This window comes from Acidiphilium sp. PA, assembly GCF_026191915.1.
Taxonomy (GTDB): domain Bacteria; phylum Pseudomonadota; class Alphaproteobacteria; order Acetobacterales; family Acetobacteraceae; genus Acidiphilium.
Map to the genome: position 1 here is coordinate 20,415 of NZ_JAIMBY010000006.1, position 14,216 is coordinate 34,630.

7 protein-coding genes are annotated in these 14,216 nt (G+C 64.2%); 4 read left to right on the forward strand and 3 right to left on the reverse strand.

Annotated features, from left to right (window positions below):
• Nucleotides 1-22 precede the first annotated feature (22 nt).
• The 4 genes from tsaD (at nt 23) to glgA (ending at nt 6,457) form a co-directional block, all read left to right on the forward strand.
• Nucleotides 23-1,132, forward strand: a complete 1,110-nt coding sequence (gene tsaD / locus AruPA_RS09885; protein ID WP_265636513.1) for a tRNA (adenosine(37)-N6)-threonylcarbamoyltransferase complex transferase subunit TsaD — start codon at nt 23-25, stop codon at nt 1,130-1,132.
• 29 nt (nt 1,133-1,161) lie between these two features.
• A complete protein-coding gene (locus AruPA_RS09890; RefSeq protein ID WP_408858590.1) occupies nt 1,162-3,681 on the forward strand; it encodes a glycogen/starch/alpha-glucan phosphorylase in 2,520 nt (839 codons plus the stop codon).
• Between the two features lie 62 nt (nt 3,682-3,743).
• Nucleotides 3,744-5,015 (forward strand): glucose-1-phosphate adenylyltransferase, encoded by a 1,272-nt coding sequence (glgC, locus tag AruPA_RS09895; protein ID WP_265636514.1) that lies wholly within the window; start codon nt 3,744-3,746, stop codon nt 5,013-5,015.
• Nucleotides 5,015-6,457, forward strand: a complete 1,443-nt coding sequence (gene glgA, locus AruPA_RS09900; RefSeq protein ID WP_265636515.1) for a glycogen synthase GlgA — start codon at nt 5,015-5,017, stop codon at nt 6,455-6,457. The genes glgC and glgA overlap by 1 nt, the downstream gene beginning before the upstream one ends.
• 261 nt (nt 6,458-6,718) lie before the next feature.
• Here the strand turns inward: glgA and AruPA_RS09905 are convergent, their stop codons facing one another.
• From AruPA_RS09905 to AruPA_RS09915, 3 genes are read right to left on the reverse strand one after another with little or no spacing between them, the layout of a single operon-like run.
• Nucleotides 6,719-9,811 carry an efflux RND transporter permease subunit gene (locus AruPA_RS09905; RefSeq protein ID WP_265636516.1) on the reverse strand — a complete coding sequence of 1,031 codons (3,093 nt, stop codon included), beginning with the start codon at nt 9,809-9,811 and terminating at the stop codon, nt 6,719-6,721.
• Between the two features lie 2 nt (nt 9,812-9,813).
• Nucleotides 9,814-13,053, reverse strand: a complete 3,240-nt coding sequence (locus tag AruPA_RS09910; protein WP_265636517.1) for an efflux RND transporter permease subunit — start codon at nt 13,051-13,053, stop codon at nt 9,814-9,816.
• A complete protein-coding gene (locus AruPA_RS09915) occupies nt 13,050-14,216 on the reverse strand; it encodes an efflux RND transporter periplasmic adaptor subunit (RefSeq protein ID WP_265636518.1) in 1,167 nt (388 codons plus the stop codon). The genes AruPA_RS09910 and AruPA_RS09915 overlap by 4 nt, the downstream gene beginning before the upstream one ends.

A 14,216-nucleotide genomic window follows, 5' to 3' on the forward strand; every position in this document is an offset into this window, starting at 1 on the left:
CCCCTTGCTTTAAAGGATCGGCATGGAAAGAAAAGCCGCAAAGATCGGGCATGATGCCGCAGCACTGGTGCTGGGGATCGAGACCTCGTGCGATGAGACTGCCTGCGCCGTGCTGGACGGCGCCGGGGTGGTGCGGGCCGAGCTGGTGGCGAGCCAGATCGCGGATCATGCGCCGTTCGGCGGCGTGGTGCCGGAGATTGCGGCGCGCGCGCATCTGGCGGCGCTGGGACCGATGGTCGCATCCGTGCTGCGCACCGCCGGGGTGTGCGCCACCGATCTGAGCGCCGTGGCCGCGACGACCGGGCCTGGCCTGATCGGCGGGCTGATCATCGGCAGCGGTTTTGCCAGGGGCATGGCGCTCGCGACCGGGGCGGATTTTTATGCGATCAATCACCTCGAGGCGCATGCGCTGACCGCGCGCCTGCCAGGGCTTTCGGCGGTGCCGCCGGCGTTTCCTTATGTGTTGTTGCTGGTTTCGGGTGGGCATACCGCGCTGATCGCGGTTGAGGGGGTCGGGCGGTATCGCCAGCTCGGCACCACGCTCGATGACGCGGCGGGCGAGGCGTTCGACAAGGTGGCGAAGCTGCTGGGGCTCGCCTATCCGGGCGGACCGGCGCTGGAGTTGCTGGCGGCGGAAGGCGATGCGGCGCGGTTTGCCCTGCCGCGCCCGATGCTGGGGCGGCCCGGGTGCGATTTCTCGTTTTCTGGACTGAAGACGGCGGTGGCGCAGCAGGTCGCTTCCCGGCCGGCCGGCGCGCTCGACCGTGATGATGCCGCGGCGATCGCCGCTTCGTTTCAGGCCGCGGTGGTGGCGACCATGGCGGATCGGCTCGCGCATGCGCTGGCGATGATGCCATCGGCCAGCGGCGTGGTGGTGGCGGGCGGGGTTGCGGCCAACCAGGCGATCCGCGCTTCATTGCAGGCGGTTGCCGCGCGCACCGGCCATGCGCTGTTCGCACCCCCCCTGCGCCTGTGCACCGACAATGCGACGATGGTGGCGTGGGCGGCGATCGAGCGGGCGCGGGCCGGGCTCGGACCCGATGCGCTCGCGACGCCATGCCGGCCGCGCTGGCCGCTCGATATGACAGCGCAAAGTTTCATTGCAGGGAGGCGCGCTTCCGTGTCAGTCTGATCGGCAGGACAACGAGAGGTAGGCCCCTGATGAATAACACGCCTGTGCAGGATCGACCCGATCAGACCCAGCGCGCGAAGAAAATGCTCTCCAACGATCCGCCGCCTCTCGCCCCGATCCGCACCGGCCAGGACTGGCGTGAGGCGATCGTTGCCAAGCTGATCTATGGTGTCGGCAAGAACGTGGTCACGGCGAATGACCGTGACTGGTTCGTGGCACTCGCGCTTGCGCTGCGCGACCGTGTGGTGGAGCGCTGGATTGCCAGCACTAACAAAATCTACGAGCGTGGCCACAAGCGCGTGTATTACCTGTCGCTCGAGTTTCTGATCGGCCGGCTGATGTTCGACACGTTGACCAATCTCGGCATGGTCGATGTGACGCGCGCGGCACTCGCGGAACTCGGGGTTGATCTCGACCGGGTGCGCGACGCCGAGCCCGACGCCGCACTTGGCAACGGCGGGTTGGGACGCCTCGCCGCGTGTTTCATGGAGAGCATGGCGACGCTTGCGATCCCCGGCTATGGTTACGGTATTCGTTACAACAACGGATTGTTCAAGCAAGCTATCGACGATGGCCGCCAGCTCGAATTTCCCGAAGACTGGCTCGCGGTCGGCAATCCCTGGGAGTTCGAGCGACCGGAGGTTGCCTATGACATCGGCTTCGGCGGGCATGTCGAAGCGGTGCGCGACGACGAGGGCGAGGTTCGGCACGTCTGGCATCCGGGCGAGGTGGTGCGTGCGGTGGCGTACGATACGCCCGTGGTCGGCTGGCGCGGCCGGCATGTGAATTCGTTGCGCCTGTGGTCGGCCCGCGCGGTCGATCCGCTGCAACTCGAAACGTTCAACGCGGGCGATTATGTCGGCGCGCTGGCGCAGGACGTGCGCGCGCAATCGATCTCGCGGGTGCTCTACCCGTCGGATGCGACGGCGGCGGGACAGGAATTGCGGCTGCGCCAGGAGTATTTTTTCGCGGCCGCCTCGCTGCAGGACATGCTGCGCCGGCATATCACGCAGTTCAAGGATCTGCGGCTGCTGCCTGAGAAGGTTGCGATTCAGCTGAACGACACGCACCCCTCGATCGCGGTGGCCGAGTTGATGCGTCTGCTGGTCGATGTGCACGGGCTTGAATGGTCCGAGGCGTGGGAGATCACGAAAGGGACGTTCTCGTACACCAACCACACGCTGCTGCCCGAGGCGCTGGAGACCTGGCCGGTGCCGCTGATGGAGCGGATGCTGCCGCGCCAGATGCAGATTATCTATCTGATCAACGCCGATCATCTGGACCAGGTCCGCGTGCTGGGTATGGGCAGCGATGAAAAACTCGCGGGCCTGTCGCTGATCGATGAGACCCATGGCCGGCGGGTGCGCATGGGCAACCTCGCTTTCATCGGTTCGCACCGGATCAACGGTGTCTCGGCGCTGCATACGGATTTGATGCGCGAGACGGTATTTGCCGATCTGCACAAGATGTTTCCCGAGCGGATCACCAATGTCACCAACGGCATCACGTTCCGCCGCTGGCTGTATGAAGCCAACCCCGGCCTGACGCGATTGCTGGTCGAGGCGCTCGGCGAGCATGTATGCGACGACCCCGCTGAGCTTGCGGCACTGCGCGACCTTGCTTTGGACGCGGGGTTTCGCAATCGTTTGACCGCATGCCGGCGCAGCCATAAAATTATACTTTCGAAATGGGTGCGCGACCGGATGCGGATCAAGCTCGATCCGGATGCGATGTTCGATATCCATGTCAAGCGCATTCACGAATACAAGCGGCAATTGCTCAATATTCTGGAAACCATCGCGCTGTATGATGCGATCCGTGCGCGGCCTTCGGCCGGGTGGGTGCCGCGCGTCAAGATTTTCGCGGGTAAGGCGGCGGCGAGCTATCACCAGGCGAAGCTGATCATCAAACTGATCAACGATGTCGCCAAGGTGATCAACAGCGACCCGACGGTGCGGGGACTGCTGAAGGTCGTGTTCATGCCGAATTTCAACGTCAGCCTGGCCGAGATGATCATTCCGGCCGCCGATCTTTCCGAGCAGATCTCGACCGCCGGCATGGAGGCATCAGGCACCGGCAATATGAAATTTGCCCTGAACGGCGCCTTGACGATCGGCACGCTCGACGGTGCCAATGTGGAAATCCGCGACCATGTCGGCGATGAGAACATTTTCATCTTCGGCCTCACCGCCGCCGAAGTGGCCGATCGCAAGCGTGATGGCTGGCGGCCGCATCATTCGATTTCGGCCTCGCCCGCGTTGGCCGAGGTCATCGACGCCGTGTGGTCGGGCGTGTTCTCACCTGACGATACCAGCCGGTTTCACCCGCTGGTGCATGAACTGCGTGGCGATGACCGGTTTCTGGTGACTGCCGATTTCGACTCCTACGCGCAGGCGCAGCGCCGGGTCGATCGGCTGTGGGGCGACCAGGAGGCGTGGTGGCGCGCATCGATCATGAACACTGCCGGCATGGCGTATTTTTCGTCCGACCGCGCGATCAATGATTACGCCCGCACCATCTGGCGCACGACGGGTCTGGAGACCACATGAGCAAGACATAATCACAAGCCCGACCGGGAAACCCGGCGGGTGGCACGGGAAGGAACACCGCCATGAACAATCGAGACAGCCTCAACACACCGCTATCGCGCAATGCGATGGCATATGTTCTGGCCGGGGGGCGGGGATCGCGCCTCTACGATCTGACCGACAAACGAGCGAAGCCGGCCGTGCATTTCGGGGGTAAATGGCGGATCATCGATTTCGCGCTGTCGAATGCGCTGAATTCGGGTATCCGCCACATCGGTGTTGCGACACAGTATAAGGCGCATAGCCTGATCCGCCATTTACAGTTGGGCTGGACCTTCTTTCGGCGCGAACGCAATGAAAGCTTCGACATATTGCCTGCAAGCCAGCGGGTTTCGGAGAACAGCTGGTATCTGGGTACGGCCGATGCCGTGTATCAGAACATCGAGATCATCGAGAGCATCGCACCCGCGCATATCATCATTCTTGCGGGCGATCATATATATAAAATGGACTACGAGGTTCTTCTGCAGCAGCACGTCGCCCAGCAGGCGGATGTGACGGTTGCCTGCGTCGAAGTGCCTCTGGCCGAGGCGACCGGCTTTGGCGTGATGCACACCGATGCGAGCGACCGGATCATCGAATTCCTCGAAAAACCGGCCAACCCGCCGCCTATGCCGGGGCGCAGCGATGTCGCGCTCGCGAGCATGGGCATTTACGTGTTCGACACCAAATTCCTGTTCGACGCGTTACGGCGCGATGCCGCCAACCCCGATTCCGAACATGATTTCGGCAAGGATATCATCCCCGACCTGGTGCGCAACGGGCGGGCCATGGCGCATCATTTCTCGCGCTCCTGCGTGCGGTCCAGCAAGGAGGCGGAGCCGTATTGGCGCGATGTCGGCACGGTCGATGCGTATTGGGAGGCGAATATCGATCTTACCGACTTCGTGCCCTCGCTCGATATCTATGACCGCAGTTGGCCGATCTGGACCTATACCGAAGGCACGCCGCCCGCCAAATTCATTCATGACGAAGATGGCAGGCGCGGGCTTGCGGTTTCATCGCTGGTGTGCGGCGGCTGCGTGGTCTCGGGAGCGGCGCTGCGGCGCAGCCTGTTGTTCACAGGCGTGCGGGTCAATTCGTTCGCGCAGGTCACCGCCGCGGTGCTGCTGCCGGATGTCGATGTCGGGCGGTACGCGCGCCTGACCAATGTGGTGATCGACCGCGGTGTGCGTATCCCCGAAGGCCTGGTGGTCGGCGAGAACGCGGCCGAGGACGCGCTGCGGTTTCGAAGGACCGACAAAGGCGTCTGCCTGATCACCCAGGCGATGATCGACCGGCTGGATAGCCATTAGTGCTCAAGGTCCTGTCGGTCGGTTCGGAGGTCTATCCGCTGGTGAAAACCGGCGGGCTCGCCGATGTGATGGGCGCGTTGCCGGGCGCATTGGCGCCCGAGGGCGTCGCCATGCGGGTCCTGGTGCCAGGCTATCCCGCCGTGATGGCGGCGCTCGCGGGGGCGGAGACGGTGCTGCCGATCGCGGATTTATTCGGCGGGCCAGCACGGGTCGTGGCGGGCGCGCCGGATGGATTGCCGATGTTCGCGCTCGATGCGCCGCATCTGTTCGCCCGGCCCGGCAACCCGTATCTCGCCTCGAACGGTGCCGACTGGCCGGATAACGCACAACGCTTTGCCGCCCTCTGCCGCGCCGGTGCGCTGATCGCGCAGGGTGCGATCGCCGGCTTCGTGCCGGATGTGGTGCACGCGCACGATTGGCAGGCCGGGCTGCTGCCCACCTATCTGCACTATGCGCCTGGCGGCGGCCCGCCCTGTGTGATGACGGTGCATAACCTGGCCTATCAAGGCCAGTTTCCCGCCGCTCTGCTCGGCGCGCTCGGGCTGCCGGCGTCGGCCTACACGATCGATGGTGTGGAATACTACGGCAGTATCGGGTTTCTGAAGGCGGGCCTGCAGTTTGCCGATGCGATCACCACCGTCTCGCCGCGCTACGCGGTCGAGATTGCCACACCCGAAGGCGGCATGGGTCTCGATGGGTTGATCCGCGCCCGGGCCGGGGTGATGCACGGCATTCTGAACGGGCTCGATACCATCGCCTGGAACCCGGCGCGCGATCCCCTGCTGGTCGCACCCTTCGGACCCGGCGATCTGTCACCGCGCGCCACGAACAAAGCCGCGCTGCAGGCGCGCATGGGGCTGGATGTGCGGCCGGATGCGCTGCTGTTTGGCGTGATCAGCCGGCTGGCCGGGCAGAAGGGGATCGACCTGATCATCGAGGCCTTGCCGCTGCTTACCGCACTCGGCGCGCAACTGGCGGTACTGGGCAGCGGTGAGCCCGCGCTCGAGGCCGGGTTGCGCGCGGCCATGGCACGCTGGCCGGGATCGGTCGCCGCGGTCATCGGTTTCGAGGAACGATTGTCGCACCTCATCCAGGGCGGCGCCGACGCCATCCTCGTGCCGTCACGCTTCGAGCCATGCGGCCTGACCCAGCTCGCCGCACAACATTACGGTGCCATCCCCGTCGTCTCGCTGGTCGGCGGCCTGGTCGATACCGTGATCGACGCCAATCCCGCAGCACTCAGCGCCGGCGTCGCAACCGGCATCCAGTTCGGCCCCGTCACCACCAACGGCCTCGCCGACGGACTGCGGCGCACCGCAGCCCTGTTCGCCGATCAGCCCCGCTGGCAACAAATACAAACCAACGCCATGACACTCGACGTCTCCTGGACCCAACCCGCCAAACACTACGCCACCCTGTACCACGCCCTGGTGCTCGAATAACGCCCGGCTTGGGTGGGTGGGTGCCGGTGAGGAAGCAAGGCCAGGGGCTCTGCCCCTGGACCCCGTTAAAGGCGGAGCCTTTAAAATCCATTAGTTTTAGGCAAGGGGAGGGCTGTCGAGGCCAGATCGACGGAAAATCCGAGGCAGCGCCCTCCCCTTGCCTAAAACTAGCGGGTTCTAAGGGCTCCGCCCTTAGTGGGGGTCGAGGGGGCAAAGCCCCCCGCCTTACTTCCTCACCGGCGCCACCACTCAAGCTGGGCGTTATTCGGCAGGCATGGTGGTGATGCGGCGGGCGCGGCGTTTGCCGAAGCCGCCGAGGGCCAGGTAGATGACCGGCGTGGTGTAGAGGGTCAGGGCCTGGCAGACGATCAGGCCGCCGATGACGGCGATGCCGAGGGGGCGGCGGAGTTGTTCGCCGGTGCCGACGGCGAAGGCGAGGGGCAGGGCGCCGAGCATGGCGGCGATAGTGGTCATCATGATCGGGCGGAAGCGTTCGATGCAGGCGGCGCGGATGGCTTGTTGGGGTGTCATGCCGCCGATACGTTCCGCGTTGAGGGCGAAATCGACCAGCATGATGCCATTTTTTTTCACAATGCCCATCAGCAGGAACACGCCGATCACGCCGATGACCGACAGGGGTGTGCCGGTGATCAGCAAAGCGAGCAGGGCACCGACGCCGGCGGAGGGCAGGGTGGAGAGGATGGTGAGCGGCTGGGTCAGGCTTTCGTAGAGCACGCCGAGCACGATGTAGATGGCGACGAGGGCTGCGGCGATCAGCAGGGGTTCTTTTTCGATCGACGCGAGGAAGTATTTCGCGTTGCCGCCGAACTGGATTTTGACAGTATCGGGCAGCGGCATCGAGGCGATGGCGGCTTTGACCTGCGCGATCGCGGGGCCGAGTGAGGTACCTTTGCCGACGTTGAAGCTGATGGTGCCGGCGGGTTCGCCATCGAGATGGGTGACGGAGAGTGGCGCGGTGGTGCGGCTGTAGGTTGCGACCTGATCGAGCGGGACCGGGCCCTTCGAGCCGTTGACGAAAAGGTGGCTGAGGTCGCTCGGTGCACGGTCGAGCCTGGCGGGGACTTTCATAACGACTTCGTACTGATTTTGCGCCTGATAGATGCGCGAGATCTGCTGTTGGGCGTAGGCGTTCTGCAAGACACCGTCGATCGCGGCGATCGAGACGCCGAGGCGAGCGGCGGCGTTGCGGTTGATCTCGATCATGATTTCGGTCTGGGCCTTGTCCTGGTCGGTGCCGATATTGTTGATCGATTTGAGCGTGCGGAGTTTGGCTTCGATCTGGCGGGTCACGGTGTCGAGCCCATCGAGCGAGGGATCGACCACGGAGAAACTGTATTCGCCGCCGTTCGACTGGCCGCCGAAAAATATGTCCTGGGCGACCTGCATGTTGGTGGTTATGCCGGGAATCCGTTCGAGTTTTTTCTGCAGGCGCAGGATGACGTTCTGCGCCGAGATCGAGCGGTCCGACAGCGGTTTCAGGCCGATGAACATGGTGCCGCGGTTTGCGGTGGAGAAGCCGTTGGCAACGCCGATGCGTGAACTGACGGTAGCGACCGCATTGTCGTGCAGCACGATTTTGACAACGCGCGCCTCAAGCCGCTGCATGCGGTTGAACGAGACATCGGTGGGTGCGAGGGTTTGCGCAATGATCAGGCCGCTGTCTTCCTCGGGGATGAAGGATTTCGGCACCTTGATGTAGAGGAAAATGGTGAGGACCAGGGTGAGCGCGAAGCTGATCAGCATCAGCCAGCGGTGGCGGAGCGCCCAGTCGAGGCTGCGGGCGTAGGCTTCCAGCGTGTTGCGGTACAGGCGGTCGATGCCGCGGGCGAGGCGGGAATCGCGGCCGATGGTCGGGGTGCGGCCCATGAAATGCGCGCAGATCATGGGCGTGACGGTGAGCGATATGATCCCGGAAATCACGATCGCGACCGAGAGTGTCATTGCGAATTCGTAGAACAGGCTGCCGATGATGCCGCCCATCAGGGTAAGCGGCAGGAACACGACGACGAGCGATACGGTGATCGAGAACACGGTGAAGCCGATCTGCCGCGCGCCGATCAGCGCGGCTTGTACGCCGGACAACCCGCGTTCGTGTTGGGCGACGATGTTTTCGATCATGACGATCGCATCGTCGACCACGAAGCCGACGCAGATGGTCAGGGCGAGCAGCGAGAAATTATCGAGCGAGAAGCCCATCGCCCACATGACGGCAACGGTCCCGGCGAGGGAGAGCGGCACGGTGATGCCGGCGGCGATGGTGGGTGTGAGGCGGCGCATGAACAGCGTGACGACGGCGAGCACCAGCAAAATGGTGATCAGCAGGGTCAACTGGATATCGGCGACGCTGGCGCGGATGGTGGTGGTGCGGTCAGTCAGGACTGTTAGTTTGACCGAAGGCGGCAGAAATTTGCGAACTTCCGGCAGCAGCGCCTTGATGCCTTCGACGGTCTTGATCACGTTGGCCTGGGCGGTCTTGGTGATTTCGATGGTGATGGCGGGGTGGCCATCGGCCGAGGCGGCGAGCTGGGTGTTGGCGACGCTGTCAACCACCGAGGCGACATCCGACAGGCGCAGCATGGCGCCGGATTTCGATTTCAGGACGATGCGGCCATATTCGGCCGCGGTGTGCAACTGACCGTTGGTTGCGATGATCGAGGCGGTGCGCCTGCCTTGCAGCACGCCGATCGGCTCGATTTCATTGGCGGATCGGACCGAATTATAGACATCCGTGCTGGTCAGCCCGGCCGCGGCGAGAGCCTGGGTGTTGAGGCGGATGCGCACGGCCGGCGAGCCGCCGCCATAAAGGTTCACCTGGGCGACGCCGGGGATTTGCGCAAGGCGCTGATCGAGCGTGGTGTCGGCAACGTTGTAGATATTGCCGAGGCTCATGGTTTTCGATGACAGCGCGATGGTCATCACCGGGCGGGATGCCGGGTTGAACTCCTTGTAGAACGGCCGGCTGGGCATGGATGAGGGCAGGTTGGGCAGGGCCGCGTTGATGGCGGCCTGCACGGCGTGGGCATCGGCAGTGATGCTGGTGCCGGTATCGAACAACAGGATGACCGAGGCTGAGCCTGTGGAATTGATCGAGCGGACATCATCGATGCCGGGAATGGTTCCGAGCGTGTGTTCGAGCGGCGAGGCGATGGTGCTCGCCATGATGCTGGGCGATGCGCCGGGTTCGGAGGCGAACACCACGATCGCGGGGATCGGGATGCTGGGTACGGCGGCGACCGGTAACTGGAAGTAGGCGAGGGTGCCCGCGATCAGAATGCCCAAAGCGAGCAGGGCGGTGCCGATCGGCCGGCGGATGAAGGGGTCGGAAAACCCCATCGCTATTCGGCCGGAACGGGCGTTGCGCCGAGGCTGCGGCGGGCGGAGGGGCGCAGCCGCTCCATTGCGAGGTAGACGACGGGCGTGGTGAACAGCGTGAGCAGCTGGCTGACCAGCAGACCGCCGATGATGGCGATGCCGAGCGGTGCGCGCAGCTCCGAGCCGGCGCCGCCTTCGAGCACCAGCGGCACCGCGCCGAACAGGGCGGCCATGGTCGTCATCATGATCGGGCGAAAGCGCAGGATGGCGGCTTCCATGATCGCGGCCTCGGGGGTAAGGCCGCGGTCGCGTTCCGCCTCGATCGCGAAATCGACCATGATGATGCCGTTCTTTTTCACGATGCCCATCAGCAGCACGATGCCGACCAGCGCCACCAGGGTGAATTCGGTGCCGGTCAGCATGAGCGCGAGCAACGCGCCGATGCCGGCGGAGGGCAGGGTGGAGAGAATCGTGATCGGGTGGATCACGGATTCATAGAGCACGCCAAGCACGATATAGATAACGACAAGGGCGGCGGCGATCAGCCACGGTTCCTCGGAGAGGGCGGTCTGGAATTCGGCGGCAGCGCCGGAGAACGTGCCGCTGATGGTCTGCGGCACGCCGAGCGCCTGCTGGGCCTTGGCAATCGCCGTCTCGGCGCTGCCCAGCGAGGCGCCGTTGGCCAGGTTGAAACTCAGCGTCACCGAGGGGAACTGGTCTTCGCGGGTGATCGCGAGGGGGCCGAATTTGCGCTGGATCGTGGCGATCTGGAGCAGCGGCACTTGCGATGCGACGGCGCTGGCGCTCGCCGTGCTGGTGCCGGCGTTGTTCGAACCGCTGGTGGTGGTGCCGCTGGTCGCGCCGAGCGTGGTGGTGCTGTTGCCGCTGACCGACCCGCCCGGGCCGAGCGCCGCGGTGCTGGTGCTGGTGGTCAGGTTGCCGGTCGGCACGAACAGATTGGCGAGCGCCTGTGGCGATGCGGCGTAGCCGGGATCGACGCCGAGGATGACGCGGTATTGCGCGTTCTGGGTATAGATGGTCGAGATCTGGCGCTGGCCGAATGCGTCGTACAGCACGGCCTCGATCGTCGCCATGCTGATCCCGAGCCGCGATGCGGCGGCGCGATTGACATCGACATAGGTCTCAAGCCCCTGATTCTGCTGGTCGCTCGCGAGATCGGCGATCTGCGGCAGTTTTTTCAGCGCGGCCTCGATTTTGGTGGTCCAGCGATCGAGCTCGGTCTGGTTGGTATCGGTCAGGGTGTATTGGTACTGGGTCGGTGAAATGCGGGACGACAGCGTGATATCCTGCACCGGCTGCATGTAGATGCTGAACCCCGGAATGCCGCTGAGCGCGGCTTGCAACTGGCGCATCACGGTGCCGATGGCCGGCCGCGTGCCGAACGGTTTGAGGGTGATGTTCAGCCGCCCGGTGTTCGGCGTCGGGTTGGTCAGGCCCGAGCCGAGCAGCGAGGTGACGCCGGCCACCGCCTTGTTGTGCAGGATGATGCCGACCGCCTGGGTCTGGAGCGTGTTCATCGCATCGAGCGAGACGCTCTGCCCGGCCTCGGTCACCGCGACGATCGCGCCGGTGTCTTCCTGCGGCAGCAGCGCCTTGGGGATCACCACGAACAGCAAGCCGGTAATCACCACGGTTGCGGCGAACACCAGCATCATGAAACGCTGATGCGCGAGGCTCCAGTTCAGGCCGCGCTGATATGAATTGCGCACGCGCAGCAGCACCGCCTCGGCGCCACGGGCAATCCGGCCCGGCCGGGCATCGTTCGCGGGGCGCAGCAGGCGCGCGCTCATCATCGGTGTCAGGGTGAGTGAGATCACCGCCGAAATCACCACGGCGACCGCGAGTGTCACCGCGAATTCCGAGAACAGCCGGCCGATCACGCCGGGCATGAACAGCAGCGGGATGAACACCGCGACCAGCGAGATGGTGAGCGAGACGATGGTAAAACCGATCTGGCGCGACCCGAGATAGGCCGCGCGCATCGGTGTCTCGCCGGCTTCGATGAAGCGGACGATGTTCTCGATCATGACGATCGCATCATCGACCACGAATCCCGATGCGACGGTGAGTGCCATCAGCGACAGATTGTCGAGCTGATAGCCAAGCTCGCTCATCACCGCGAAGGTCGCAACGATCGAGAGCGGCAGCGCGACCGCGGGGATCAGCACCGCGCGCGGGTTGGGCAGGAACAGAAAGATCACCAGCACCACCAGCAGGGCCGAGGTGAGCAGGGTGATCTGCACGTCGTTGACCGAGGCCTTGATGGTGCCGGTGCGGTTCGCGACGATTTGCAGCTTGATGCCGGGCGGCAGATCCTTGCCCAGATCGCTGAGCGCGGATTGCACGTTCTGCACCGTGCTCACGATATTGGCGCCGGGTTGGCGCTCGATATCGATCACCACCGCCGGCGTGTTGTTATAGCTTGCGATCTGCTGGTTGTTTTCCAGCCCGTCGGTCACCGAACCGACCGCTGAAAGCCGCACCGGTGCCTTGTTCTGGTAGGCGATGATCACGTTGCGATATTGCGCGGGATCGGTGATCTGGTCGTTGGCACCGAGCGTGTAGGCCTGGTTGGTGCCGTTGAACGCGCCCTTGGCCCCGCTCTGGTTCGCATTGGCGATCGCGTTGCGGACGTCTTCAAGCGAAATGCCATAGGCCGCGAGGCGCGCGGGATTGACGTTGATGCGGATCGCCTTGGTCATGCCGCCTTCGACCGAAACATTGCCGACGCCGCTGATCTCGGACAGTTTCGGCACAATCTGCGTCTGGGCGGCGTTGGCGATTGTGTAGATCGGCACGGTTTTCGACGTCAGCGCCAGGGTGATGATCGGCGCATCGGCCGGGTTCACCTCGGTGTAGGTCGGCGGATACTGCAGATTGGGCGGCAGTGTGCCGGAGGCGGCGTTGATCGCGGCCTGCACGTTCTGCGCGGCGGTGTCGAGCGAAACCGACAAATCGAACCGCAGGGTGATCGCGCTGGTGCCCTGGCTCGAGATCGAACTCATCGAGGCGAGGCCGGCGATTTCGCCGAACTGGCGCTCGAGCGGAGCGGTCAGCAGTTTCGATGCGGTATCGGGCGAGGCGCCGGGCAGTTTGGTGACCACCTGGATGGTCGGGAAATCGACCTGCGGCAGGGATGAGACCGGCAGCGCCTGATAGCCGAGGACGCCGAGCAGAAAGATCGCAATGGCCAGCAGCGTGGTGGCAACGGGGCGGCCGATGAAAGGGCCCGAAATGTTCACGCCGCGTCGGCTTTCGGGGCGGTGACGATCTTGATCTTGGCCCCATCCTTCAGGCGCGAATTGCCTTCGGTGACGACCTGATCGCCGGCGGCGAGCCCCTTGGCGACCACGACCAATTGTTCGGTTTCGTAGCCGATCGTGATCGGCTGATCGACCACGGTGGCGTCTTTATGTCCCGCCGCGGCAGGCTTGACCAGAAACACGAAACTGCCGCCCGGCCCCTGCTGCACCGCGACCGGCGGCACCGTGACGGCGTTTGGAATGCTGCGCACCAATGTGCGCACATTCACATAGGCGCCGGGCCAGAGTTCGAGCTTCGGATTGGGGAATTTGCCTTTCAGCGTCAATGTGCCGGTGTTGGCGTTCACCGTGTTGTCGAGCACCGACAATGTGCCGTGATCGAGTACGGTCGCGGTTTGCGGATCGCCTTCGGCCGTCGCCACCAGTCTCACCGGCGCGCCACCCTGCATCGCTGCCGTGATCTGCGACAGATCCTGCTGCGGCAGGCTGAACTGTACCGAGATCGGCTGCAGCGTGTTGATCACGACGATACCGTTGGCGAGGTTGGGATTGACGATATTGCCGGCGTTGACCTGCAGAATGCCGGTCAGGCCCGAAATCGGCGCCCTGATTTTCGTATAACCCAGGTTGATCAGGTCGGTCTCGATCGCGGCCTGATCCTGCTTGACCAGCGCGCGATCTTCGGCGGCCGTGGCGTTGGCGGTCGCGGCCTGTTGTTTCGAGGTATAGTTCTGCGCCACCAGCGAGGCATATTGCCGCGCCTGCAATGCCGCGTTGAGCAGGCTTGCCTTGTCCTGCGCCAGTTTCGCTTTGGCCTGATCGAGCGTCGCCTGATACGGTGCGGGGTCGATCTCGGCGATCTCCTGGCCCCGCTTGACGAACTGGCCCTCGTGGAACAGCACTTTTTTCAGCGGCCCGGTGATCATCGGCTGCACCGTCACGGTGCGGTAGGGCACGACGGTGCCGAGCGCATCCAGATAGACCGGCACGGTCTGCACGACCGATTGCGCGATTTTGACGGGGATTGCGGTGGAGGCGACATGCTTTTTCTTGGCGCCGCCATGGTGCAGCCGGATCACCACGATGGCGACCAGCACCAGCACCACCACGACGGCAATTATCGTTCCGCGTCGCTTCGCCAT

What these genes read in the sequence shown, in the direction of transcription:
- tsaD (WP_265636513.1), top strand. Translation starts at nt 23, where the DNA reads ATGGAAAGAAAAGCCGCAAAGATCGGGCATGATGCCGCAGCACTGGTG.
- AruPA_RS09890 (WP_408858590.1), top strand. Translation starts at nt 1,162, where the DNA reads ATGAATAACACGCCTGTGCAGGATCGACCCGATCAGACCCAGCGCGCG.
- glgC (WP_265636514.1), top strand. Translation starts at nt 3,744, where the DNA reads ATGAACAATCGAGACAGCCTCAACACACCGCTATCGCGCAATGCGATG.
- AruPA_RS09905 (WP_265636516.1), bottom strand. Translation starts at nt 9,811, where the DNA reads ATGGGGTTTTCCGACCCCTTCATCCGCCGGCCGATCGGCACCGCCCTG.
- AruPA_RS09915 (WP_265636518.1), bottom strand. Translation starts at nt 14,216, where the DNA reads ATGGCGAAGCGACGCGGAACGATAATTGCCGTCGTGGTGGTGCTGGTG.